13 protein-coding genes and 1 pseudogene are annotated in these 23,000 nt (G+C 57.0%); 10 read left to right on the top strand and 4 right to left on the bottom strand.

The window, feature by feature from the left end; all coding sequences use genetic code 11:
* Positions 1-24: 24 nt before the first annotated feature.
* Positions 25-741 (bottom strand): translesion DNA synthesis-associated protein ImuA, encoded by a 717-nt coding sequence (imuA, locus tag GNX18_RS00760; protein ID WP_166214823.1) that lies wholly within the window; start codon positions 739-741, stop codon positions 25-27.
* A gap of 221 nt (positions 742-962) precedes the next feature.
* Here imuA and dcd point away from each other — a divergent pair, with 221 nt between their 5' ends.
* The 3 genes from dcd to GNX18_RS00775 all read left to right on the top strand — a co-directional run bounded on the left by dcd (position 963) and on the right by GNX18_RS00775 (position 3,028).
* Complete coding sequence (gene dcd, locus GNX18_RS00765; RefSeq protein ID WP_138235885.1) at positions 963-1,532, top strand: dCTP deaminase; 570 nt, start codon at positions 963-965, stop codon at positions 1,530-1,532.
* 12 nt (positions 1,533-1,544) lie between these two features.
* Positions 1,545-2,741 (top strand): NAD(P)/FAD-dependent oxidoreductase, encoded by a 1,197-nt coding sequence (locus tag GNX18_RS00770; protein WP_166214825.1) that lies wholly within the window; start codon positions 1,545-1,547, stop codon positions 2,739-2,741.
* Between the two features lie 101 nt (positions 2,742-2,842).
* Positions 2,843-3,028, top strand: a complete 186-nt coding sequence (locus GNX18_RS00775) for a hypothetical protein (protein WP_138235887.1) — start codon at positions 2,843-2,845, stop codon at positions 3,026-3,028.
* Positions 3,029-3,173: 145 nt separating this feature from the next.
* Here GNX18_RS00775 and GNX18_RS00780 read toward each other — a convergent pair whose 3' ends face one another.
* Positions 3,174-5,486 carry a S46 family peptidase gene (locus GNX18_RS00780; RefSeq protein ID WP_371808080.1) on the bottom strand — a complete coding sequence of 771 codons (2,313 nt, stop codon included), beginning with the start codon at positions 5,484-5,486 and terminating at the stop codon, positions 3,174-3,176.
* Positions 5,487-5,691: 205 nt separating this feature from the next.
* Between GNX18_RS00780 and GNX18_RS00785 the strand changes: the two genes are divergently transcribed.
* Complete coding sequence (locus tag GNX18_RS00785; protein ID WP_371808081.1) at positions 5,692-5,910, top strand: DUF3820 family protein; 219 nt, start codon at positions 5,692-5,694, stop codon at positions 5,908-5,910.
* Positions 5,911-5,963: 53 nt separating this feature from the next.
* On the opposite strand, the gene GNX18_RS00790 is transcribed toward GNX18_RS00785, so the two are convergent.
* Positions 5,964-6,233: a glycine zipper domain-containing protein gene (locus GNX18_RS00790; RefSeq protein ID WP_166214827.1), complete on the bottom strand. Its 270-nt coding sequence runs from the start codon at positions 6,231-6,233 to the stop codon at positions 5,964-5,966.
* Between the two features lie 240 nt (positions 6,234-6,473).
* On the opposite strand from GNX18_RS00790, the gene GNX18_RS00795 reads away from it, so the two are divergent.
* The 6 genes and pseudogenes from GNX18_RS00795 (at position 6,474) to GNX18_RS19395 (ending at position 19,298) form a co-directional block, all read left to right on the top strand.
* Entirely contained in the window at positions 6,474-7,109 is a 636-nt protein-coding gene (locus tag GNX18_RS00795; RefSeq protein ID WP_166214829.1) for a TetR/AcrR family transcriptional regulator, read from the top strand.
* A gap of 292 nt (positions 7,110-7,401) precedes the next feature.
* Positions 7,402-8,229: an alpha/beta fold hydrolase gene (locus tag GNX18_RS00800; RefSeq protein ID WP_166214831.1), complete on the top strand. Its 828-nt coding sequence runs from the start codon at positions 7,402-7,404 to the stop codon at positions 8,227-8,229.
* A gap of 35 nt (positions 8,230-8,264) precedes the next feature.
* On the top strand, positions 8,265-10,559 hold the full coding sequence (locus GNX18_RS00805; RefSeq protein WP_205828023.1) for a TonB-dependent receptor: 2,295 nt from the start codon (positions 8,265-8,267) through the stop codon (positions 10,557-10,559).
* A 25-nt stretch (positions 10,560-10,584) separates the two neighbouring features.
* A pseudogene (locus tag GNX18_RS19790) lies at positions 10,585-11,040 on the top strand (AMP-binding protein); the annotation flags it as partial.
* A 303-nt stretch (positions 11,041-11,343) separates the two neighbouring features.
* Complete coding sequence (locus tag GNX18_RS00810) at positions 11,344-13,092, top strand: carboxylesterase/lipase family protein (protein ID WP_371808094.1); 1,749 nt, start codon at positions 11,344-11,346, stop codon at positions 13,090-13,092.
* A gap of 491 nt (positions 13,093-13,583) precedes the next feature.
* On the top strand, positions 13,584-19,298 hold the full coding sequence (locus GNX18_RS19395) for a BapA/Bap/LapF family large adhesin (RefSeq protein WP_205828024.1): 5,715 nt from the start codon (positions 13,584-13,586) through the stop codon (positions 19,296-19,298).
* A gap of 105 nt (positions 19,299-19,403) precedes the next feature.
* Here the strand turns inward: GNX18_RS19395 and GNX18_RS00825 are convergent, their stop codons facing one another.
* Positions 19,404-22,511 carry a Mur ligase family protein gene (locus GNX18_RS00825; RefSeq protein WP_166214835.1) on the bottom strand — a complete coding sequence of 1,036 codons (3,108 nt, stop codon included), beginning with the start codon at positions 22,509-22,511 and terminating at the stop codon, positions 19,404-19,406.
* Positions 22,512-23,000 lie beyond the last annotated feature (489 nt).

Genomic DNA, 23,000 nt, shown 5'->3' on the forward strand with positions numbered 1-23,000 from the left:
TCCTACGGGTGGTTGGCGGTTCTGTCAGTGCAACGGTTGGTCCCGGCGGGTCAGATCCGGGTTGCGGGCCAGGTGCAGGCGCTGGCCGGATTTGCCATTCAGTTGCTTCAGCAGCTGCAGGGCCAGCTGTTCGCCGTCGCTGTGCAATTGCAGGCGCAGAGCGGCGGGTGAGGGTGTGCTGGCGCTGGAGCCGGGGCGGAAGTGGAAGTGCAGGCCGCTCCCCTCCCGGGCGGCGAGCTGCAGGCGGCGCAGGTCTTTGTCGGCTAACGTCTCCCGGCCCTGCCAGCTGACCAGCGCACCACAGGCACCGGACTGCAAGGCCTGTTCTGCCGCCCACAGCTGATCCCGCTGCCCCCGGGGGTGAAGCAGCAGCAGTTTTTCCAACTGTACCCCGGCCTGTGCCAGTGCCGGCGCATAGGGGATGTGGGGTGGGTTGAGCAGAATCACCAGGCGATTCTGCCGGGTCATTTCCGCCAACGCTGGCAGGATCAGGCTGACCTCGCCGATACCGGCCTTGTCGACCAACAGCTCAGTACTGGCGCCGCGGGGCCATCCGTGGCTGGCGAGCAGTGCGTCGAGACCGCGGTAGCCGGTGCTGATACCGGTGCGGGGTTGGCGCTGGCGGCTGGCCAGCTGCCAGATATCCGGCCGGGTCAGCAGCTGTTGCAACGGTTGTGCTGGGTGAGCGGCGGTCTGCTCACTTAACGGCTTGTTTTGCATGAAGTTTTCGGCGTTGTTCACGATCGGCTCGCTCCGCGCTGGCTGTTCAATCCTGGGTTACTGGTTGTCCATACAGTGAATGCTGTCAATTTATACAGTAGTTGTTCGGGGGCGGCAAGTGGGGATAGCAGGAGGAATACCGGGGGCGGTTGCAATGGCTGACACTTTTTTGCACAGGGCAAAACGGCTATGATTCGGCCTCTTTTTTATGACCAGACATTTGTGCAAATCGAGGGGGCAGGGTGAGTATCAAATCCGACAAGTGGATTCGCCGTATGGCTGAAAGCGAGGGCATGATTGAGCCCTTTGAACCGGGTCAGGTTCGCCACGGGACATCCGGAGACCGGCTGATCTCCTACGGCACGTCCAGTTACGGTTACGATGTACGCTGCGCCAACGAATTCAAGATTTTCACCAACGTACACTCCGCTACTGTCGATCCGAAGGCATTCGACCAGGACAGCTTTGTGGATGTGGAAGGCGATTACTGCATCATCCCTCCGAACTCCTTCGCTCTGGCCCGCACCGTGGAGTACTTCCGTATCCCGCGTTCGGTACTGACCATCTGCCTGGGTAAGTCCACCTACGCGCGCTGCGGTATCATCGTGAACGTGACCCCGCTGGAGCCTGAGTGGGAAGGGCATGTGACCCTGGAGTTCTCGAATACCACCAACCTGCCGGCGAAGATCTACGCTAACGAAGGCGTGGCGCAGATGCTGTTCTTCGAATCCGACGAGATCTGCGATGTGTCCTACAAGGACCGCGGCGGCAAGTACCAGGGCCAGCGCGGCGTGACCCTGCCAAAGACCTGATCTTAAAATTCCATGACCGACTTCCCCACCCAGGCCGATGTACTGATCATCGGCGCCGGCGCCGCCGGCCTGATGTGCGCTTCGGTGGCGGGCAAGCGCGGCCGCAGTGTGCTGGTGCTGGACCACGCCAACAAGGTCGGCAAGAAAATCCTGATGTCCGGTGGCGGCCGCTGCAATTTCACCAATCTGTATACCGCGCCGGACAACTTCTACAGTGCAAACCCCCACTTCTGTAAATCCGCCCTGGCCCGCTATACCCAGTGGGACTTTATCGCGCTGGTGGAAAAACACGGAATTCCCTATCACGAGAAAACCCTCGGCCAGCTGTTCTGCGACAACAAGTCCCGCGACATCGTCGACTTGCTACTCGCAGAGTGCCGCGAGGCGAAAGCACAGATCCGTACCCGCTGTGAGATACAGCGTATTGAACCACTGCAGACGACGGGGTTCGAAGTGCACACCTCGCTTGGCAAAGTGGTGTGCGAATCCCTGGTGATTGCCACCGGCGGCCTGTCGATCCCCACCATGGGTGCCACCGGTTTTGGCTACGAGGTTGCCCGCCAGTTCGGCCACAGCATTGTTCCCACCCGCGCGGCGCTGGTGCCGTTTACCCTGAACAAACGTTCATTGGAGCGGCAGCAGGAATTGCCGGGTACTTCACTGGCAGTCACCGCCCGTTGTGGCGCAGGCAGTTTTCACGAGCAGATGCTGTTTACCCACAAGGGGCTCTCGGGGCCTTCTGTATTGCAGATTTCCAGCCATTGGAAAGAGGGGATGCCCGTGGCGTTCGACCTGGTACCGGGGTTGGATTTGTCCGAGTGGCTCATGGAACAGCGCGGTAAAAAGCAGGAGAGCTTTTTGCATACAGTACTGAGCGAGTTCTGGAGCAAAAAGCTGGTGCAGTTCTTCCTGCTGAGAAATGGCCTGCAGAGCAAACCGCTGAAGCACTACGGTGACAGTGAATTGCGTGCGGTGGGGGAGAAACTCCAGACCTGGACATTGATTCCCGAGGGTACCGAAGGCTACCGCACCGCGGAGGTAACTCTGGGGGGGGTAGATACCAATGAGGTGTCGTCGCGCAGCATGGAAAGCATGAAACAACCGGGACTGTATTTCATCGGCGAAGTGCTCGATGTGACTGGTTGGCTCGGCGGTTTCAATTTCCAGTGGGCCTGGGCTTCCGCCCATGCGGCTGGTGGTGAAGTATAAATTCGGTTTGGTAGAAGCCTGCTTGCGGGTAAATATTGTCGGAGCTCGATGGGTTCGCTTGCAAGCAGGTTCCCAGAAAAGCTCGTAACGGGAATCCGGGTATGGGTGATGTCATTCCTTTCAAAAAGAAAACGGCGTGGGAGAAGCACAAAGGCAGTAGCCTGTGTCGCGACGGTTTCCATAAATGGAAGGTGGTGACCGAGCGTAAGTTCGATGTGAAACAGGGAAAGCTGGTAACGGAATACCGCTGTCAGCGGTGTGGACAAACCAAGACCAAATTACTCTAGACTTCCCGTCATACCGGCGCAGGCCGGTATCCAGTAATGTAATAGGGCAGAAAGCATCGAGATCTTTCTGCCGCTGGATCCCGGATCAGATCCGGGATGACGGGGAATTTTCTACACAGGTTTTGAGCGCCGTTTACGCGTTCGTTTACTGAGTGTTATTTTCCTTCGGCGCGGCAACGCTCATTTCTTCAAGCAGATTATCTGCGTGGTCCACCTTCTCCATCACCCACAGCATATATGCCACGTCCACATGGATGGCGCGGGTGTTGTCGTTGAAGTCCCAGTCGGCATTGATACTGTCGTAGGTGCCGTCGAATACCAGGCCGATCAGTTCACCTTTACCATTCATGGTGGCGGAGCCCGAATTGCCACCGGTGATGTCCACGGTGCTGAGGAAGTTCACCGGTACCGAGTTCAGGCTCTCTTTGTAGAATCGGCCGTAATCCTGGTTCTTGATGGCATCCAGCAGTGCCTGGGGAGCATCGAACGGGTCTTCGCCAGTGTACTTAGCCTCGATGCCGCGCAGGGTGGTGAAGGGCACAAAGCTGTCTTTACCGTCATTGCCATCGGCGGGGCCTTTAATGGTGCCAGCGGGTGGGGTGTAACCTTTTACCAGGCCGTAAGTGAGACGTAGGGAGCTGTTGGCATCCGGGTATACCGGTTTTCCCTGCTCGTTATAGTAGGCGATCAGGAGGTCCATATATTTCGGGCGAACTTCGGCAAACTCTCCATCCATCGCCTTGGTACGCTGTTCGATCGCATAGCGTTCGTCGTAAGTGGCGACTGCCAGCTTGATGAACGGATCGTCGCTCGCGCGAAACTCCTCCGGTGATTTTTTCATCCACGCCAGACGGGTTTTGGTGTCCGTAAGGCCGGTTTTTTCGTACATGGCTGCGAGCTTCTGTTGCAGTGCATCACCGCTCAGGTCGCCAGCGAAATACTCATCGAAACTCTTCAGACGCTGATCCTGCGGCAGCGCGTTGTAACGATCGATAAAATAGGTCCAGATGACCTGATCCACCGCCGGTGTAAAGTTGCGTTCGATACGCTGAAGGCTTTCGGTAAAGCGCGTCATATCGCGATCCTGGTATCCCGGCTCTCGCTCCATATCCGGTTTCTGCTTCTCCAGGCTCAGACGGTACAAACGCTGTGCGGTGCTGAGCATGGCGGAGCGATTCATGTAACCGAGTAGCAGGTCGCGCTCTTGTGTCGACTGCTCTTCGTTGATCAGCTTTTTCAGATCGCTGATAACGGAAGCGTATTTTTTCTTCGCTTCCGGGTTGGCTTCGATCCACGCCTGCAGATCTTTTTCCAGCTGTTGCTTGCGGGCGAGAAGATCGCTGCGGTTATAACCCTCCATCATACCGGTGAAGTTTTTGGCGTAGTTATTCAGACCCGCCACCAGGCTTGCATATTTAAGCGCGGCATCCTTGTCGTTCTCGGTGGTTTTGCTTATCACTTCCGACCATTCCGCCAGTACTTTCTGCATGGTGGGGTAGTACCAGCTGAAGTTGTTGCTGACTTCTTCCGCGGTGCGGTAGCGGTTGGTGCTGCCCGGGTAACCGGCCACCATCACAAAATCGCCTTCATCCGGCCCCTTGGTGGCCACTTTCAGGAAATGTTTCGGCTTGTAGGGCACGTTGTCTTTGGAAAAGTCCGCAGGTTTGCCTTCCGGACTGACATAGGCGCGCAGGAAGGAGTAGTCGCCGGTATGACGGGGCCACATCCAGTTGTCGATATCGCCACCGAACTTACCGATGGACGCCGCCGGCGCGTGTACCAGGCGCACGTCGCGAATCGCCAGTTGCTTGATCAGGTAATAGCTGGCGCCGCCGTAGTAGCTGTATACCTCGCAGCGGTGGCCCGGGTCGGATTCGCAATCGGCCACCAGGGCTTTCTGTGCGTCTTCAATGGCCTTGAAGCGGGTGGCGCCGTCCATGTCGTCGCTGAGTTTGCTGTTGATCTTATCGGTGACTTCATTCATGTCCACGGTGACATAAACACGGGAGCCGGGGGCCGCGGGCAGTTCCTCCTCCAGTGTCTTGGCGAGGAAGCCGTTGGTTAGCAGATCGTTGTCTTCGGTGGAGTTATAGGAAATGGAGCCGTAGGCGCAGTGGTGGTTAGTGGCCACCAGGCCCTGCGGCGAAACGAAGGATGCGGAACAGCCGCCGAGGCTCACCACGGCATTCATCGGGAACTGGGTGAGATCCGTCATGGTTTTGGGATCGAGTTCCAGTCCGAGGCTTTGCAGCTTATCGCCGAGTTCTGGCAACTGGCGGGGCATCCACATGCCCTCGGTAGATACGTTGTCTGGTGTACTGGCGACCGTGCTTTCTGTTGCGGTAGAGGGAGTGGAACCGCGGGATGACGTGTCGTTGTCCGCGGGTTTGCCACAGGCGGCCAGCAGGGCGATGCTGAGAGCCAGCCCGAGTTTGTGGGTGATTTTGTTGTCTGTCACGGTGATTCCTTCGCTGTAGGCGGGATTAAACGTGTTGCGTTCAAAAAATGTATGGCCGAAACTTGCGACCATGTATCCAGGATGCTGCCACAGAAATTACTGTGTAAGAATCCTTGTTGAGATTGGAGGTGAACTCAACGGGATAAGTCATCAGCCCACAGTGTAGAATGTGTACCGAGTTGTGGTGAGAAACGCGGGGAGCGGAATGATGTTCGAAAAGCAGGATTTACTGGATATCGCCCGTACGCCCATGCCATTTGGCAAATACTCCGGACGTCCCCTGATCGACCTGCCGGAAGAATATCTGCTGTGGTTTGCGAAAAAAGGCTTTCCTGGCGGGAGGCTCGGTCATCTGATGGCGATGACGCTGGAAGTCAAAATCGAGGGGTTGGAAGGATTGATCAAACCCCTTAAGGTCCAGTGAGTAGATGTGCAGTGAGCCCGTCACGCGGGCCCACTGCTGACAGTACTGAACGCCTAGCGTTCGTAAACGCGGCGACCGCGGCTGTCGTAGTAATAGCGTTTTTTCTTCTCGCGGTCATACAGCCAACCGCCCACACCACCCAGTGCCGCACCCACGGCGGTACCACCGGGACTACCAGAGATCAGCGCACCGGTCACGGCGCCGATGCCAATACCAGTGCCCACTCGGCGGTCGGTATCACTCATATTGGCACAGCCAACACCGGTGAGACTGGTCGCCAGTACCGTCACCAGTCCCAAGCGTTTGATTGATTGCATCTGCATAAATACCCCTTCACTGCGATCATTTGAGGACCAGCGAGAATGGTCTTCGACCACTCTTCAGTCTGATCGACTGACGTTAGTCGGAATCAGTGTATGGTCGCGTTTTCGCCACCACAAAAATCTTTGCGGTAGATATTTAGCGTATGTCGCGTGGCGACGATGGGGTAAGCTCGCCCATGCCGGGCCCGGGCGGGGCTTGGAAATGTAGTGAAACGTTGTCGGGAAGGATGGAAAAACGCTATGTCGCAACCTGATTTCACGCTTGTACAGGTGCCAGAGCCGAGCCAGGTTCGCAGCCGCCAGGCCCTGGAAAGGCTGTTGATGGCCGGTGAAGAGCTGCTTGCCACCAATCAGTTTGAAGAAGCCAGTGTGGCGGAAATTGCGACCCGGGCGGAGTCTTCTGTAGGGACTTTTTACCGGCTGCTGGGCGACAAAGACACTCTCTCACAGCTGTTGCTGCAACGATTCATGCAGCGGCTTGCGGATGCCACCGCGTCACTGCGCGGAGCCGGCGCAGACTGCCGTGACCTTGCCGAGGCAGTGCGTCTGCTGACAGACACCTATATTGATGTCTATACCGGGCGCCGCGGAGTGCTGCGTGCGGTCATATTACGGGCCTCCCGCAGCGCGGCTTTTCGCGACCGGGTACATCAACTCAATACTCATATTTCTTCGATGGCCTGCGATTGCCTCGCGCCGTTCATGGATCAGGTGCTGCACGACAATCCCCGCCAGGCCGTGGCCTCCGGCGTGCAAATGGTGCTGGGGGCGCTGAACCAGCATACCGTAACCGGGACTCTTGGCGAATTGCCGGCGGAATCTCTGCGGCGGGAAATCGCCCGGCTGCTGCTGGGCTATCTGCGCGGCCCGCGCTAACGCTTTACCCGCGTCTTTTATTGATCCGGCAAGACATGTCGCCGGATTAACGTGGCAGGCGCAAATCTCCACCTTTGATGAATTGCTCCCGCTTGCATAGGGCGAGCCGGTGGAGTAATCTTTCGGTATCGGAATTCGTATTCCGATTTCGTTTTTGGGATGACCTTAAATGAATAGCCCCAGCGAGAGGAGGCCACCGCGGCCATCGGTCGAAACGAAGCGCTACAGGCGAGACATGGCCGGGGCACACAAGCCTCGTATAAGAATAACAACCGTGATGTGAGACCAATCCATGCCGTATTTTTTCCGTGACGGTCGCAAGCTGCAGTTCTCCGACACCAGGGGGCAGGGCGAGCCCCTGCTGTTGCTGCATGGTCTGGGTTCCAGAGGCTCTGACTGGCAGCCGCAAATAGCAAGCCTTGCCAGTGAGTTCCGCATACTGACCCTCGACTTTCCCGGGCACGGTGAAAGTACCCCCGCGGCGGGACCTGTCACCATGGAGGTTCTCGCCGCCGATGTGCTGGCACTGCTGGATCATCTCGCTGTTGATCGCGCCCATGTGGCCGGGCTCTCCCTCGGTGGCATGGTGACGCTGCAACTGGTGGCCAGCCACCCGCACCGTCTGCGCACGGTAACCGTAATCAACTCCGGGCCCGGCATGAAATCCGGGCGCTGGCGGCTGTGGCTGCTGATAGCGCTGCGCGCCTTGCTGATCCGCAGCTGCGGATTGACGGCGCTGGCGAAACGCATCGCACCGAAACTGTTTCCCAACCCCGCGCAGCAGGCGCTGCGGGAAGCGTTCCTGCAGAGTATTGCCGTCGCTGACAGAGGCACCTATCTCAAGATCCTGCGAGCGATCGGGCGTTTCAACGTCTGGCCGGGCATAGCCGGCAGTTCGGTACCTGCTTTGATTCTGTCGGCAGACCGGGATTACACACCGATTTCCTACAAGGCTGCCTACACCGCCACGATGGGAAATGCGCAACTTACCGTTATCGAAAATTCCGGCCACGCCTCACCGATGGATGCACCGGACCAGTGCAATCTGAACATCCGCACATTTCTGCGCACACACACCGCGAAGGAGGGCACTGTGATAGCGCAGGTGACCGCCAACTGATTTCAATCATAAAAATAGCGAGAGAGGAATTGGGTATGACTGATAAAAATAATGCAGTACCTGGATTTCAAAGAAACGTGCTGCCCCTGGCCATTGCCGGCCTCGGCTGTATTAGTGCGATGGGCGCTCCTCAGGTCTCGGCTCAGAGCGGCCTTGATACGCAGAAGAATGTACAGGCAATCGAGGAGATCGTGGTCTCCGCGCGCCGGCGCGATGAATCTCTACAGGAAGTGCCTCAGGCCGTCAGCGCCATCAGTGGCAGCGACATGCTGATAGCCGGAATTTCCGACCTGACTGACCTGCAATCCCAGGTGCCGGGACTTACCGTCTATCCGGCCCGCGCCACCAGCTCCACGGTAACAGCATATATTCGCGGCGTAGGACAGTCTGACCCCCTTTGGGGAGTCGAACCCGGGGTGGGAATTTACGTGGATGACGTCTACCTGGCGCGCCCTCAGGGAGCACTGCTGGAAATGTTGGACGTAGAGCGCGTGGAAGTTCTGCGCGGTCCCCAGGGTACGCTTTACGGTCGCAATACCATCGGCGGCGCTATCAAATATGTCAGCCGTCCCATTGGTGAGGACACGGAATTTGCGTTGCGGACGGCACTCGGCAGCTATAACCAGCGGGATATTGCCGCGTCAGTCAGTACACCGGTGACAGAAACGCTTTACGCAAGCCTGGCAGTGGGATCATTCGAGCGCGACGGATTTGGCAAAAACCATCTCACCGGTGCCGAAGTTTCCGACAAGCAGCTGTATGCCGGTCGCGCGGTGCTGGAGTGGCGTCCCGACGCACACTGGTCTGTGAACCTGGCTCACGACGTGGTCTATGATCGTTCTGCGGTACCCGGCGCCCAGCGCATGCTGGCGAATGGCATTGAGTCTTTCTTCAGTGGTGAAGCGCCGCTGCCGGTCAGCGATCATCGTTACGATGTGGATAACGGCTTCGCGAATCAGAGTAATGATACCGACAATTCCGGGACCGCAGTGACCGTCAGTTGGCAGGGCAACGACCGCTGGTCATTTAAATCCATCACCGCGTACCGCGAAGGTGAATTCAAACAGGCCATAGATTTTGACCTGGGCCCCTATCCAATCGCCGATGTGGATGGGGAACAACGCGACGATCAGCTGAGTCAGGAATTCCAGTGGCAATACAGCAACGACGGCCTGAGTGGAGTGTTCGGGCTCTATCTGCTGGATGCCTCTGCCGGTGGTGAAATCCGCAATCGCTTCGGGTTGCCAACCGTACTGGTCGCACCGGGATTTGAGTCCATCCTCGGGCCGACCGTCGCGCTCTACGGTGCCAGTGGCGGCAATGTGGACACAGACGCGGCAGCGTTGTTCGGAGACCTCAGCTATGACCTGACCGACAGCACTGCACTCAATCTGGGGGGACGCTTCAACCGCGAGAAGAAGCGGGCGGTAGTGCTCAACCAGAATATGGCGGATGCAGACTTCACCACTCCCAACGGACAGGTCACTGCAGATTTCGACGCGGCAGAAACCTGGACGGATTTTTCTCCGCGCATCGGTCTGGACCACCAGTTAAACGAAACTACGCTGGTTTACGCCAGCTACAGTGAGGGGTTCAAGAGCGGTGGTTTCAATATCCGTGCGAACACCGCACAGGTGCCAGACTCAAAAAATCCCTATAAGCCGGAGGAGGTCGCCAGTTATGAGTTCGGTATCAAAGCCGATATCAGCGAATCCCTGCGTGTGAACGCCGCGGCCTTTTATAGCGATTACGAGAATATTCAGCTCAGTATCTTTACTGGAGTGGATACCACCGGTGACGGTAACAAAGACAGCTTTTTCGGCGATTTTACCAATGCCGGCGCCGGTGTGATCCGCGGTGCGGAACTGGAATACCAATGGGTACCGAGTAGCTATTTTGCCCTGAGTGGCAACGCCACCTGGCTGGATGCCTATTACCAGGAATACATTTCCGCGGACGTGAACGTGGCCGATGAACAGAAGTTTACCAACACCCCCGAACTCGCCTACACAATCAATGGTGACTTCAGCTTTGCCGTCACCACGTGGGGAAACATCGACGCACGCTTGAGCTACAGCTACCGCGATGACGTCTATCCGACCACGGATCTCAGCGACATGGTATTTCAGAAAGCTTACGGGCTCTGGAACGCGACGGTGGTATTTACTCCCGTGTCGGAAGGCTGGCAACTCGCCCTTGAGGGCCGAAACCTGAGCGACGAGGAATATCTCAATACCGGTTACGACCTGCGGCCTTCGGGCTTCCCCATCGTGAGTGGTTTCTACGGTGACCCTCGGGTGTGGGCGCTGCGCCTGAGCATCGACCTCTGACACTATCCCCGGACCCGCGCAGGTCATGGGGGCGAAACTGGTATTGCCAGGAGCGAAAATGGGGTGTGGCGAAACCCTGTGCACCTTGATTCGTGAAGAGCAGGTTAATGCGGCCGCAGGAGTGCCGACAGTTTGGTTGGCGCTGCTGCAGTACCTGCGCGAAACCGGTCTGGACATTCCGAGCCTGCAGCGTGTCATTGTTGGCGGTGCGGCATGTCCATGGTTGATCATGCAGGAGTTTGAAGAGCGGCATGGAGTCTATACCCATCACGCCTGGGGTATGACGGAAACAAGCCCAGTGGGCACTTTCAATGGCCGTCTGCCAGAAAGTACTCCGTCGAGCGAGCAAAAAAAGCGGCGGCTCAAGCAGGGGTGGGCCGCTTTCGGGGTGGAAATGCGAATTGTCGACGACCATGGTCAGCTTTTGCCCCATGACGGCGAGTCTTTCGGCGCGTTGCAGGTAAGAGGTCCGTGGATCTGCGAGCGTTATTTCAAATCGGAAGTTTCCGCACTCACCGCCGACGACTGGTTTGATACGGGCGATGTGGCCACCATTGATCCCGATAGTTACCTTGGAATTACCGACAGAACCAAGGATGTTATCAAGTGCCCGCATAGACGCGTCCATATCCAATCAACCAGTGGTCATCTGACAACGTGTTGCCCGATGCCCGCATCACTTCTGCGAGAAAAGCACCAGGCAACTTTCGGAATTTTCTGCCGTCGCAGGGAAATCGAAACGAGGAAAAGAATAATGAATACCTTCCCAGTTGCACCTCAATGGATGTATCGCTTGACCTTACGAATGATAAAGGCACTTACATTCATTGGTTTATTTTATGGCAACAGCCAAATAGTCAATGCTGCAGACAGTCAGGCTTTATTGCGCGATATTTCCTCCTTGGGCGGCGCCCAGGTTCAGGGCGTTGCCGATGAACACAATACCCAGTCCTGGCGGGGAATCCCATTTGCTCAGGCGCCAACAGGGAACTTGCGCTGGCGCGCACCGAGAGACCCCGTTCCCTGGAGTGACGTTCGCGACGCGGGCCAGTTCGGCAGTCTATGCCCGCAGCTCGGCAGTTTCTTCGGCGACCCGGATCCTGGAACCTTTGACCAGCCAATTGGCAGCGAGGATTGTCTCTACCTCAACATATGGCGGCCGAAAAGCAGCGCCGACAATCTACCGGTACTGTTCTGGATTCACGGTGGTTCCAACCGATTTGGTGCCGGATCCGAGGTGCTCTATCACGGTGCCAGTTTTGCACAAAAGGCCAATGCGGTGGTGGTTACCATCAATTATCGGGTTGGCAGTCTCGGTTGGTTCTACAACAGCGCACTGGCGGAAGGGAACCCGAAGGACGACTCGGGCAATTTCACCACGCTGGACTTGATCAAGGGGCTGGAGTGGGTTCGCGACAATATCGAGGAATTTGGCGGCAATCCGAACAGCGTCACAATTGCCGGTCAGTCTGCCGGATGCATCAATGCCTGGGGGTTGTTGCAATCGCCGCTGGCCGATGCACTGGTGGATCGCATGCTTTGCATGTCCGGCTTACCAAACGCCTACCCGAAAGCGTTGGGACAAGTGCAATCCAACGATGTGATTGACCGGCTGCTCATAGAGAATGGATACGCGGTGGACAAGTCGTCTGCTGTACAGTTTCGTCTGCTCCAGAGTGATGCCTGGATTCGGGAATTTCTTCGCAGTCTGCCGGCAGAAGCCGTTGTGCGGCATACACCAAGCCCAGTGGTGATGGGGCATTTCACCGATGGGCATGTAATTCCGTGGGCCGGTTATGCGGATCTGATCGCCGGCGGCTACCACAAGGTACCCATGATCCTCGGCACGACCGGCGATGAGGGAACGCTGTTTGCGGGCGCACTCGCCGGCTATCTGAAACCCTCGCTGGCAGAACTCTGGGACATGGCTATTTACCAGAATCCGGAAAACCTAACGGTAACGGATATTATCGAGCCTGATCTCTACCCCACGTATTATCCGGTCCATCGCACCCTGAGCCTGGCGGTCGATCTGACTATCGACAATATCTGCCGCTATCTGCGCTTGATGCAGGGCGATATCTACCGTTACAACTTTGAATGGGACGACGCGCCGCCGCCATGGAAAGAGAGTTTCGGTGCCATTCATGGCATGGATCTTCCGTTCCTGTTTGGCAATTTTCCCGGTCCCGATCAACCCGACTTTATGCGCTATATGATCACCGCTGAAAATCAGGCGCAAAGACAGCAGCTATCCGATAAATTCATCCGCTACATTGCCCAGTTCATGCGAACCGGGAATCCAAACAAATGGTTTGATGGGCTGCCTGAATGGTATGACTGGTCCAACTTCTGGATTTACCAGAAACGTCTGATTCTCGACAACAACTTGCATACGAATTCTCACGATTTTTGGCTCTCCGAGGTAAACAATGCGCTAAACGAGCTTGGTCAGGCCGAGCGGCAGCAGGCTGAGAGTCTGATGTCACATTTCCAGGTACAACTGGAAGAAGCGAACGTAACTTACCAATAGGGCAGTTGCCGGAAATTTCATGACCTTCTCCGGGCTAGAGAGCTTGCCCATGGCCCGGAGCTATTGGGAGATTGGAGCTGAAGTTCCTATTTCCTCAAGAAGGGCGCCGAGCGCCATTCATTCCCATCCCCAAATATTCCAGACAACATATTTATCTTCGATCTTAATTTCACCATTCAAAAGACGACAGAGCATGATAAAAGCGTCATTCACCACATAAATACATCCCTCATAAAAAAATACTTACTAACCTAGATGTGATTTTCTCCCAAGAAAGGCATCGTTAAGTCTATTTCTGTCATGTTTTTCATTGGAACGGGTTTTTAAGGTGGTTGATGTGCCAGCCGAGGCTTCGGTTGACGGACTGCCGGACGGTTCAACTGAAAATGTACTGGAAATGCATTGCGTTGGCGTGGGCTTTTCTAAAGTCGTACCTATTTCAGGTGAAGTAAGAAACATTCAAATAGTGAGGTGTGAGATCGGTGAGCAGGATGCAAGCCCATTACATTGAAAAGGCCAGTGGTGAATTTGTTTCTATAGACGCAAACAACATTGTATTGAATTCGCCCGGGCTGATTAAGTTGCCACTCTCAAAGGAAGAGATAGAAGTCTTCTTTCGCTCCGGAGATGATCTGGTCATTTACCTTGAGTCTGGTGAAGAAATAACCATCGCAAACTTCTTTTCGACAAGTGACGCTGGGTTAAGAAGCGACTTGTTTCTAGAAGATCCCCAGACCGGAGAGCTACAACTTGCGAGTTACTCCGCAGACGGAACTGTCTTCTCACTGGCCCAGGCCAGTGGCGCAGACATTGCCAATACCCTCACTCAGGAAGAAGAGGAAGACGATGATCCCTTAATCCCATTCTGGCTTTGGGGAGGATTATCGGCCCTCGGAATTTACGGAATTAAGGAAGCTGTCGACGACGATTCATCCAGTGCACCACCTTTTGAACCTTACATACCTCCACCTGAACCTATTGATCCACCTCCAGCGCCGCCTCCCGTAGACGGTGACGCGGATGCAGATTCCGACGCCGACGCTGACGCGGATACTGACGCCGATGCGGATGCGGATGCGGATGCGGATGCCGACGCGGATGCCGACGCGGATGCCGATGCGGACGCGGATGCGGACGCCGACGCCGACGCCGACGCGGATGCTGACGCCGACGCCGACGCCGATGCTGACGCCGATGCCGATGCGGATGCCGATGCCGACGCTGACGCCGATGCGGATGCCGATGCCGACGCGGATGCTGACGCGGATGCGGATGCGGATGCGGATGCCGACGCTGACGCCGATGCGGATGCCGATGCGGATGCCGATGCCGACGCTGACGCCGATGCCGATGCCGATGCCGACGCCGACGCGGATGCGGACGCCGATGCGGATGCTGACGCGGATGCCGATGCGGACGCCGATGCTGACGCGGATGCGGATGCGGATGCTGACGCCGATGCCGATGCCGATGCCGATGCCGATGCCGATGCCGACGCTGATGCCGATGCGGACGCCGATGCGGACGCCGATGCTGACGCGGATGCGGATGCTGACGCTGATGCCGACGCTGACGCGGATGCTGACGCGGATGCTGACGCGGATGCCGATGCCGATGCCGATGCCGACGCCGATGCTGACGCGGATGCCGATGCCGACGCTGACGCGGATGCGGATGCGGATGCCGATGCCGACGCGGATGCCGATGCCGACGCAGATGCCGATGCCGATGCCGACGCGGATGCCGATGCTGACGCCGACGCCGACGCCGACGCCGACGCCGACGCCGATGCCGATGCGGATGCCGATGCGGATGCCGACGCCGATGCGGATGCGGATGCTGACGCGGATGCCGATGCCGATGCCGACGCTGACGCGGATGCGGATGCGGATGCGGATGCCGACGCTGACGCGGATGCCGATGCCGATGCCGATGCCGACGCGGATGCCGATGCCGACGCCGACGCCGACGCCGACGCTGACGCGGATGCCGACGCTGACGCCGATGCCGATGCCGACGCAGATGCGGATGCTGACGCGGATGCCGACGCTGACGCGGATGCCGATGCTGACGCGGATGCCGATGCTGACGCAGATGCCGATGCCGACGCCGATGCCGATGCCGATGCGGACGCCGACGCCGATGCCGACGCCGATGCCGACGCCGATGCTGACGCAGATGCTGATGCCGATGCGGATGCGGATGCGGATGCCGACGCTGACGCCGATGCGGATGCCGATGCGGATGCCGACGCTGACGCCGATGCCGATGCCGATGCCGATGCCGATGCCGATGCCGACGCCGACGCGGATGCGGACGCCGATGCGGATGCTGACGCGGATGCCGATGCGGACGCCGATGCGGACGCCGATGCTGACGCGGATGCGGATGCGGATGCGGATGCGGATGCGGATGCTGACGCCGATGCCGATGCCGATGCCGATGCCGATGCCGACGCTGATGCCGATGCGGACGCCGATGCGGACGCCGATGCTGACGCGGATGCGGATGCTGACGCTGATGCCGACGCTGACGCGGATGCCGACGCGGACGCCGATGCGGATGCCGACGCGGATGCCGACGCCGATGCGGATGCTGACGCCGATGCGGACGCGGATGCCGACGCTGACGCCGATGCCGATGCCGATGCCGACGCCGATGCCGACGCCGATGCGGATGCCGACGCCGACGCCGATGCCGATGCCGACGCTGACGCGGATGCTGACGCGGATGCCGACGCGGATGCGGATGCGGATGCGGATGCGGATGCCGACGCTGACGCGGATGCCGATGCCGACGCCGACGCCGACGCGGATGCCGACGCCGATGCTGACGCGGATGCCGACGCGGATGCCGATGCCGACGCCGATGCGGATGCCGATGCCGACGCGGATGCCGACGCAGATGCCGATGCCGACGCAGATGCCGACGCTGACGCTGACGCCGACGCCGACGCCGACGCGGATGCCGATGCGGACGCCGACGCCGACGCCGATGCCGACGCCGATGCCGATGCCGATGCCGACGCTGACGCGGACGCCGACGCGGACGCCGATGCCGATGCCGACGCGGATGCCGATGCCGACGCGGATGCCGATGCCGACGCTGACGCCGATGCGGATGCAGATGCGGATGCCGACGCTGACGCGGATGCCGATGCCGACGCCGATGCGGATGCCGACGCGGATGCCGATGCCGACGCCGATGCGGATGCCGACGCTGACGCCGATGCCGATGCCGATGCGGATGCCGACGCCGATGCGGATGCTGACGCGGATGCCGACGCGGACGCCGATGCGGATGCCGACGCGGATGCCGACGCCGATGCTGACGCGGATGCCGATGCGGACGCCGATGCGGATGCCGACGCCGACGCCGATGCGGATGCCGATGCCGACGCTGACGCCGATGCGGATGCGGACGCGGATGCCGACGCCGACGCCGATGCCGACGCCGACGCCGATGCCGACGCCGATGCCGACGCTGACGCGGATGCCGATGCGGACGCCGATGCCGATGCCGATGCGGACGCTGACGCGGATGCCGACGCTGACGCGGACGCCGATGCCGATGCCGATGCGGACGCTGACGCGGACGCGGACGCCGATGCCGATGCCGACGCGGATGCCGATGCCGACGCGGATGCCGATGCCGATGCGGATGCGGATGCCGATGCCGATGCCGATGCTGACGCGGATGCGGATGCGGATGCCGATGCCGACGCCGACGCGGATGCCGATGCCGATGCGGATGCCGATGCGGATGCCGATGCGGATGCCGACGCCGACGCCGATGCGGATGCCGATGCCGATGCTGACGCCGATGCTGACGCCGACGCCGATGCCGATGCTGATGCAGATGCTGATGCAGATGCTGATGCAGATGCGGATGCGGATGCGGATGCGGATGCGGATGCCGACGCGGATGCCGATGCCGATGCCGATGCCGATACCGATGCCGATGCCGACGCCGACGCCGACGCCGACGCTGACGCGGATGCCGATGCCGATGCCGACGCGGATGCCGATGCCGATGCCGATGCCGACGCCGATGCGGATGCCGACGCGGATGCGGATGCCGATGCGGACGCGGATGCTGATGCGGATGCGGATGCGGATGCCGATGCGGATGCCGATGCCGACGCCGATGCGGACGCTGACGCGGATGCCGATGCCGATGCCGACGCAGATGTCGATGCATTCGATGACTTAGCCACGGCGATAGTCAATCTCATTCCGACTTCGACGAGTGTCGATCACGGCAGTGTTGAGTATCTACTCGGAGCTGGTGTTTCCCTTGCAAGCCTGGATCTGCAGGCTACCGTGCTGGGAACAAATTCGCTCAGCTTTGAAGTGGTCCCGGGGCACGAGCAGGATCTGACGTTCACATTCGATGCATTACTTGATGTCAGTCTGCTGGGCGATTACCAGGTCGTTGTTCAGAAGTGGGACGAACAAGCAAATGAATGGACCACGATTGATGGTTCCTCACCTGGGGCGACAGTTCTGTCGATCGGTGTTCTGGATGACGATTCGTTCGGTGTTGAACAAGAGCTGGACGCTGGGCTGTACCGCGCCTTCCTGACGTATGAAGGGGTTGGAGTCTCGGTATTGAGTTCCTTGTCAGTCGCGGGAACGGATTACAACTACACGGAAATCGCAGGTTATGAAACCGAGGTGGCAGCCGGAAATGTGATTACCGATGTAAACCCCGACGGTGAAGTGGATGTCGTCACCCCGAATACGGTAGTTCAGAGTGTCAACGGAACCAATGTGACGGGCGATGCGACCAACATTGTTGGACTTTATGGAACTCTCAGTATTGATCCAGACGGCGACTACATCTACACACCAAATGAGAGTGCGGATGGTATCGGTCAGGTGGATCAGTTCGAGTACACGCTGTATGACCCGGACAGTGACACTACCGCTACGGCGACTCTTTATGTCAGGATCGATAGTGAAAGTGTGGAGCTGACCTGGGACGAGGTCGAGTGGCGTGATCCGGCTACGGTACAGTTCTCAGTTGTCGATGATTCTTCCTCCGCAAGTATCGAGTGGCAGAATGTTACCGATGACGAGTACTTTGACGAGACTGGCTCGTTGCTGCTCAGTGGTGGTCTGGGGCAAACAAGCACCTACACCAGTGATAGCTTCGAAATCACGGATGACATGTTGGTTGCCGGTAGCATTGATGTATCCGTCCTGCTCGCGGCGCTATCAAATGGTGAGGTCTTCCTGGAAAGGGAGGTCAGCCCTGGAAACTGGGAAGTAGTAGCCAGTGATAGTTTCAACATCATCGTTGGCGGTCTCGGGGTGGTGGCTTCAATTGATTTGTCAAATGTCGCCTTCACCGTAGGTACTTATCAGGTTCGGGCGACGTTAAGTGGTACGCTTGTTAACGTCTCGGCCGATGTCATAACAAACGTTGATGTTACCTACCTCGATGAGTATGTGGTCACTGATACAACGTCCTCTGAAGGCAACCTGCTGGTAAATGATGAACTCGGGTCTCCATTCACCATACTGCAAGTTTCCGAAGATGGCGTCGGCAACTTTGTGGATGTGACCGGTACGGATGTTGTAGAGGTTACAGGTACCTATGGAACCTTGTCCGTTACCGCCGATGGCAACTATGTCTATACGCCAAGTACGTCTGCTGCGTACTTTACTGAGCCGTATGACGAAGTGTTTGTCTATCGTCTGTTGCTCCCGACTGGGGAAACCGCGACAGGGCAGCTTACGGTAACGGTCGATCCGGAAGGTGTGGGCATTGCAAGTCTGATAGAACCGCTCTCGTCGGATTCCATGTCTGTGGCGCTCGTCGATGATGCTGAGGCATCAACCGACGACGATTTTGCGCTACAAAGCAGTGAATCCGGTCTGGAGACGCTCTACTGGCAAGGCGGTGAAGGTGTTGTCGCTCTGGGAGACTATGGTGGCGACTTCAGTGGTATCCAGGCTGTGGATCTTGATCAGGATAATGCCGTAACGCTTTCGGTTGGTCTTGAAGATCTGCTTGCTATTTCCGGTGGAGAGCAAGTTCCGCTCTACATTACCGGCAATAGTGAGGATACAGTGGATACGTTGGGTAACTGGACCGCATCGCAAGCAGGTTCTGCGCACGGTATCGACTATGACATCTACGTGTCTGAGGACGATCCAACGCAGGAACTTTGGGTGCAAACTGGCATCAGCGTCGTCTGACTGCCGCACATTAAAAAGCCGGGCCTAATGGCCCGGCTTTTTTTTGCTTCGTTGTTTTTTGCTAGTTCAGTTTCACGATGTCAGTTCAGTTCAGTTCAGTTCAGTTCAGTTCGCTGGCTCTGGTTCCAGCAGTTCTTTGACCAGCAAGTGCAGGCCGCTGCCATGGGAGCCTTTAAAGAAAAGGAGGTCTTCGTCGTCAATGGAATTTAGGATTTCATGTTTGAGCTGTGATGAATCCTGATATGCCGCGCTATTTATTCCTTGTTCTATTAGGGTTTCATTGATGCTCCCGATTTCCTGGCCCAGCAAGAGCACCCTATCTGCACCTGTTTCTGTGATGTGGGGGACTAAATCATGGTGGAATTGTTTTGACTGCTTACCCAATTCACGCATGTCTCCGAGAACCAGTATTTTTTTTGCGGTATGGCGCGATAATTTTGTTTCCCCGGCGAGGCGTAATGCGGCCTTCATGGATGCGGGGTTGGCATTGTAGGCCTCGTCAATGAGATGGACCTGTTTCCCCTGAATTCGTACCCGGGAAAAATCACCGCGCCCGGGCAAAGGTTTGAACAGGGGCAGTAATGGCAGTGCAACTTCAATATTCAGCCCAAGCGTATGGATGGCGGTAAGGCATGCGAGGCTGTTGATGGCCATATGCCGCCCGCGGGCCCCGGGAGTGAACTCAAAGTCTCTACCGTTCGCACTTATGACGGTTCTCCCTGTATCTGCTGTGTAGTTCTTTAGCCGAAAGTGGCTATGAGGGTGCTCGCCAAAGGTGGCCACCCTTAGCTGGTGTTTACGCGCTTCGGCTTCGATGATTGGCCACTCCGGAATATCCCTGTTGATAACGGCAATAGCGCCAGGTTTCATTCCTGAAAAAATACGGCTTTTTTTTCTGGCTATTTCTTCGGTATTGTTGTGGTACTCAAGGTGGGCGGGGTGGATGTTGGTGATCATTGCCACGTCGGGCCTGGCGATGGCAGAGTTGAGTTGCATGTTGCCCACCGCCATTTCCAGTACGGTAAATGGTGCATTCCATGGGATGGAGGCCAGGTTCCAGGATATGCCTAGGGGAAGATTGGCATTGTGCTCGGTTTTTCCGATGGTTCCCCAGGCACGTAGCAGGTGATGAAGCAGCGCGACCGTGGTGGTTTTACCGGAGCTGCCGGTAATACCTATTATCTTTCCTTGGATCTGGCTTCTTGCGTAGCGGCCCATATTCAGAATGGCATTTCTCAGGTCGGGAACCCGCAGTATTGGCGTCGAGTCTGGGAGAGAAAATTCCGGGTCATCGGTAATGACTGCCTGCGGTTTATACGAAAGTGTATTCAGGCGATTTTGGGGAATGAATCTGTCTCCATTTTTCGGCCTCACTACCACGATATTCCCGGGGCGCATGCCTGGGGGGAATATACAAAGACCAGTGGCTCGCCAGGTGGGCGATTGGGGCGGTGTTATCCAGCTGCCCGAGGTTGCGCTTACGAGATTTTCCGTATTCCAGTTGTCCGATACTGTTGCGAATCCAGTTTGACTTGCTGTGGATATAGCGCGTGTGGCGTTTTGTGTGCACTTGTTCTGGAGATAATTTCGATAGGCGACGAACCCGGAAAGGTAATGCTCCACATCATCAATTCGGACGCGGAAAGCGTGGTGTCTGATAAAGAAACTACCAAGAATCTTTCCTGGTTTTTCGAAGTACATGGCGTATTCCGGCCAGAAGTGGCCGTTTAGCAGATAGTGGGCTCGATACTCAAGGGCCGCATGAAATTTTTCCAGGTCAACGCGGGCGAGTAGATGGCTGAACGTATTCTTCTGCTGCATTCGGGTCAGCATGCGCTCGGCGGCCATCATCAATTCCAGAAGTGTTGGGAATGTGGTGATGCGCTCTAGCACAAAATCCAGATACTCGGAGAAATTATCTATGCCGAACTGGAAATATTTTTCCTCCGGCCGATAGAGTGTCAGCTCATTGACGCAGTAGCTCAGCCAGTGATCATGTGCTCGCCAGTGCTTGGCTTTGATAAAGTGCTCAAACGCCTTTTCCACAGCGGTGAGCCAGCGGTCGTCTCTTGTCAGTCCGTAGAGCCTCATTAACCCAAAGGCGGCCTCACCGTCGTAGTAGATAATGCGAAACTTTTCCTTGACCGCAAGTGAAGGGTATTCCAGCACGTGAACAAATTTTCCGCTCTGAGGGTCCTGCATGTGGCAGATTCCCAGCGCCAGTTGTTCCATCAGGGTGAGAAATGCGTCATCGCCGGTCAATGTGGTGTACTTTACGAGTGCGAGAAGGCAAACGCCATTACCTCCCAGCTTTATCTCTCTGCTGCTCTCGACTAAAAATGCGGCGGTGGTGCCGTTGGGAAGTCGTGCGGTTTTGATCAATCGGCTAGTTAGATATTCCAGCGCCTGAAGAATGGCTGACTTGAGACCTTCGTCGCCGGTGACTTCCCAGGCTTCCAGCATCGAGTAGATGCTGCTGGCGTGACGGAGGTTGTTATAGGCCGCAATCGGTCGGTCGAAACAGGGGTGCCAGCCATAGCGGAATTGACCGTTCTTTTTCACTTGGCTGGCGAGGTATGTGCTGCTGTCTCTGATTAGCCGGTATACACAGTCTTCATCGAGTTCCTGGATGATTCTGCGCCCCGCATCGCGATTTGGTCCGTTGAGTGGTAAAGGTCCTTCTGTGTTGCTGCAAAAGATTCCTCTGGTAAACAGCAGGTACACCGCTCTCTCAGGAGAAAAATCCAGCTTTATTTCCGATCCATAACGCTTCTTTGCGTAAATGATGAAATTCTTTTCATTGATGATGGCATGAGTGATCTGGTTGCCACCATAGAGCATCGCATTGGCATTCAACTCTGGTTCGAGAAAGCTGAATTTGAAGTCTGGATCAAGTGCGATACCGCGGCGGAAATAATTGCGCTTGGTTATCTCCAGTACATCTTTTAGTTGCCTCCAGGTGGATTCCCGGCTAGTGAAAACCCAGTCAACCCGCAGCCAGCAAACATCAAGCTTCTCGGTTTCCGCCAGTTCCAACGCGCAGGCCTGGCCTTCCTCCCAGGCCTGGAGAAAGCTTTGCCCTTGTACGTGGACGACGCTTGCCCGACGTTGGCTGTCACAAAGGGAAAAATACAGGGTATAGGGTGGGCGCAGTCTGGAAAGTTCCTGCTCTACGGAGGGACGAATGCGGGTGAGTAGTTCTGTTAATGACATGGCTTCCCTGCCTTTTATTTACATTTTTATTCACTGGTACGCGGCTACAGGCGCAACTTCGCACATCGCGTCTATTATAGTTCCTGCTCTGTATTTGGACGGGAGTGGCGCGAAACTATACTTGTATTGTCCCGGGAAGACTCCCCCATCGCGAGACGAGGTGGAGTGCCAAGAAGAAGCGGTCCGTAACGGAGACTGAACATGACCGTAAATAGACCCACAGCGGGTAACCACTGGTCTGAGATTGATTTCAGCGAGTGAAAAAGCGGGAAGTTTCAGTCAGCTTGATTGGGTAAATGGGGTGAGCGGTCGATATTTATCGGCCGCTTTTCTTTTGGCGTCATCTTATGACGGCTATATGGGGGATCAATGCCCAGGCACGATCTGGGTCCGATTTCGCGAGAACTACCGCGCCACAAGCCGGCTTCCGGGTGTGACTTACCTCTCAGGACTGCCTTAGAAGGCTGGTCAACACGACCTGTACCGGAG

It is taken from the genome of Microbulbifer sp. SH-1 (assembly GCF_011326135.1).
In the GTDB taxonomy this organism is placed as follows: domain Bacteria; phylum Pseudomonadota; class Gammaproteobacteria; order Pseudomonadales; family Cellvibrionaceae; genus Microbulbifer; species Microbulbifer harenosus.